This is a genomic window from Mesorhizobium sp. M4A.F.Ca.ET.090.04.2.1, assembly GCF_003999085.1.
GTDB lineage: Bacteria > Pseudomonadota > Alphaproteobacteria > Rhizobiales > Rhizobiaceae > Mesorhizobium.
Window position 1 is genome coordinate 1 of record NZ_RZOT01000620.1, and the last position, 3,253, is coordinate 3,253.

Annotated in this window: 3 protein-coding genes; all 3 read right to left on the reverse strand. The window is 65.9% G+C overall.

The window, feature by feature from the left end; translation table 11 throughout:
* Window positions 1–101 precede the first annotated feature (101 nt).
* The gene (locus tag EN781_RS29225) at window positions 102–1,133 is read right to left on the reverse strand and encodes an Hsp33 family molecular chaperone (protein WP_126056592.1); all 1,032 of its coding nucleotides are present in this window, start codon (window positions 1,131–1,133) and stop codon (window positions 102–104) included.
* A gap of 78 nt (window positions 1,134–1,211) precedes the next feature.
* Entirely contained in the window at window positions 1,212–2,123 is a 912-nt protein-coding gene (gene argF, locus EN781_RS29230) for an ornithine carbamoyltransferase (RefSeq protein WP_126056593.1), read from the reverse strand.
* 17 nt (window positions 2,124–2,140) lie between these two features.
* On the reverse strand, window positions 2,141–3,253 hold a 1,113-nt coding region (locus EN781_RS29235), incomplete at its 5' end, for an aspartate aminotransferase family protein (RefSeq protein ID WP_145965701.1).

Below are 3,253 nucleotides of genomic sequence, written 5' to 3' on the forward strand. Positions count from 1 at the left end.
GCCAAGCGCAGTCAAAAAGGACGCCCGACAATGCAGGCTATGTATCCTCTCCCCCGGTGGGAGAGAGGATAGATTGCGGTGCGGCTTGTCAGAAGGCGAGCCTACTGCGCGGCGAACTCCGTCGGATCGAAGTCGTACTGCGTCGAGCAGAACTCGCAGGCGACGTGGATGCCGCCATCCTCGGTGCTGTCCTTGATCTCCTCGGCGGAGAAGCCCGCGAGGATGCCGCGGATCTTCTCGCGCGAGCACGAGCACTGGTCGGCAACCGGCACGCCGCCGAACACGCGTACGCCGTGCTCGTGAAACAGCCGGTAGAGCAGCCGCTCGGCGCCGACCGTCGGATCGATCAGCTCGGTCGGCTCGATGGTGCCGAGCAGCGCCAGCAACTCCTGCCAGGAGTTGTCGGCCGGATCATGCACCGCCTCGCGCGGATCGCCATCGCCGCCGGAAATGTCCGGCACGCGCATGCGTTCCGGCGCCTTCGGCAGGAATTGCGCCAGAAGACCGCCGGCGCGCCACTGCTCACGGGCGCCTCGGGGACCGGGCGTCACCAGCTTGGCCACCGACAGCCTGATGTCGGTGGGGATCTGCTCCGACTGGCGGAAATAGGTGCGCGCGGCCTCTTCCAGCGAGGAGCCGTCGAGCTGGACGATGCCCTGATAGCGCTGCGTGTGGACGCCTTGGTCGATGGTCAGCGCCAGCACGCCGTTGCCGAGCAGCGTCTGCTGCGAGACCTCGCCGGCGGCGGTCAGCACCTGCAGCCGATCGGCATCGAAGCGCGCATAGCCGCGCAGCGCATGCGGGGTGGAGAAATCCGCCACCAGCATATCGACCGGCCCGTCGGTTCGGGTCTGCAGGATGAACTTGCCTTCGAACTTGAGCGAAGTGCCGAGCAGCACCGTCAGCACGCAGGCTTCCGCCAGCAGGCGGGCGACCGGTTCCGGATAATCGTGGCGGGCAAGAATGGCGTCGAGCATCGGCCCGAGCTGCACGGTGCGGCCACGCACGTCGAGCGGGGCGACCTCGAACGGCACGACATGGTCGTCGCCGGCATAGCCGAATTCGCCGAGTTGCGGGTGATGTTTAGTCACTTGACGGGTTTCCAACATGACAAAGCTCCGGGGCGCGGCCATACCGCCCATCTGGGGGCATGCGTCCAAACGCGCTCGATTTGCGTGATGCGCCGCAGATAGGCATCACACCTCCGGAGATCAAGCTCCCAGACACCAGGCCAAAACCGCCTTCTGGGCGTGCAGCCGGTTCTCGGCCTCGTCGAACACCACCGAATGCGGTCCGTCGATGACCTCGTCGGTCACCTCCTCGCCGCGATGCGCCGGCAGGCAGTGCATGAACAGCGCGTCCGGCTTCGCCTTCGCCATCAGCGCCGCATTGACCTGGTAAGGCAGGAAAACGTTGTGGCCGCGCGCGCGATGCTCCTGGCCCATCGACACCCAGCAGTCGGTGACGATGCAGTCTGCCTGGTGGACAGCTTCCTCGGCCGAGCGGGTGAAATTCAGCTTGCCGCCATTGGCCTTCGACCAGTCGATGTGCTTCTCATCCGGCTCGCTGCCTTCCGGCACAGCGACGTTGAGGTTGAAACGAAACCGCGCCGAGGCCTCGAGCAGCGAATGCAGCACATTGTTGCCGTCGCCGGTCCAGGCGAAGGTCTTGCCGGCCACCGGACCGCGATGCTCCTCGAAGGTCATGATGTCGGCCATCAGCTGGCAGGGATGGGTGTCGTCGGTCAGCCCGTTGATAACCGGAACGGTGGCGTTCTCGGTCAGCTCCAGCAGCCGCTCATGCGAGGTGGTGCGGATCATGATAGCGTCGACATAGCGCGACAGCACCTTGGCCGTGTCGGCGATGGTCTCGGAACGGCCGAGCTGCATCTCGGTGCCGGTCAGCATGATGGTCTCGCCGCCAAGCTGGCGCATGCCGACGTCGAAGGACACGCGCGTGCGGGTCGAGGGCTTGTCGAAGATCATCGCCAGCACCTTGCCCTCGAGCGGCTTGGTGCGCTCGCCGGCCTTGAGCCTGGCCTTTCGCACCACCGCGTCGTCAAGCATGAAGCGCAGATCGCCTTCGGAAACGGCGGAGAGGTCGGTGAAATGGCGAACGGACATCGGCAATGGTTCCGGAATTACTTCGCGGCGGCCGCGGCGATGGCGTCCGCCAGGCCCCGGGCGCCGGCGCGGATGCGGTCGAGCGCCTCGCCGATCTCGGCGTCGGTGACGGTGAGCGGCGGCAGCAGGCGAATGACGTTGTCGCCGGCCAGGACCGCGAGCAGATGCTGGTCGCGCAGCGCCATGTTGACCTTGGTGTTGGGCATCACGCATTTGAGGCCGAGCATCAGGCCGGTTCCCCTGATACCTTCAAGGACCTCGGGAAACTCGTCGGCCACGCCGGCCAGTCCCTGCTTCAGGAGCAGTGCCTTGCGCTGGACATCCTCGAGGAAACCTTCCTCCAGCACCACGTCGAGCACGGCGTTGCCAACCGCCATCGCCAGCGGATTGCCGCCGAAGGTGGTGCCGTGCACGCCGGCGGTCATGCCGACCGCAGCCTCGTCGGTGGCGAGGCACGCACCCAGCGGGAAGCCGGCGCCGATGCCCTTGGCAATCGCCATCAGATCCGGGGTGACGGCGGACCATTCATGCGCAAACAGCTTGCCGGTGCGGCCAATGCCGCACTGGACCTCGTCGAAGATCAGAAGCAGGCCATGCTGGTCGCAAAGCTGCCGCAACCGCTTCAGCGACTGCGTCGGCACCGGGCGGATGCCGCCCTCGCCCTGGACCGGCTCGATCAAGATGGCGGCCGTCTCCGGCGTGATCGCCTTCTCAGCCGCGTCGATGTCGTCGAAACCGACCTGGTCGAAGCCTTCGACCTTTGGGCCGAAGCCTTCCAGATATTTATACTGGCCGCCGGCGGCGATCGTCGCCAGCGTGCGGCCGTGGAAGGCGCCTTCGAAGGTGACGATGCGGAAACGCTCGGGATGTCCCTTGACGAAATGGTAGCGCCGCGCCGTCTTGATGGCACATTCCAGCGCCTCGGCGCCCGAATTGGTGAAGAACACCTTGTCGGCAAAGGTCGCCTCGACGAGCCGTTCGCCGAGCCGGCGCTGCTCCGGAATCTCGTAGAGGTTGGAGACATGCCAGAGCTTCGCCGCCTGCTCGGTGAGCGCTGCAACCAGATGCGGATGGCTGTGGCCAAGTGAATTGACGGCGATGCCGCCGGCGAAATCGAGATATCGCTCGCC

Bases quoted from the DNA above. Each gene is read 5' to 3' on its own strand.
- EN781_RS29225 (WP_126056592.1), bottom strand. From the start codon at position 1,133: ATGGCCGCGCCCCGGAGCTTTGTCATGTTGGAAACCCGTCAAGTGACT.
- argF (WP_126056593.1), bottom strand. From the start codon at position 2,123: ATGTCCGTTCGCCATTTCACCGACCTCTCCGCCGTTTCCGAAGGCGAT.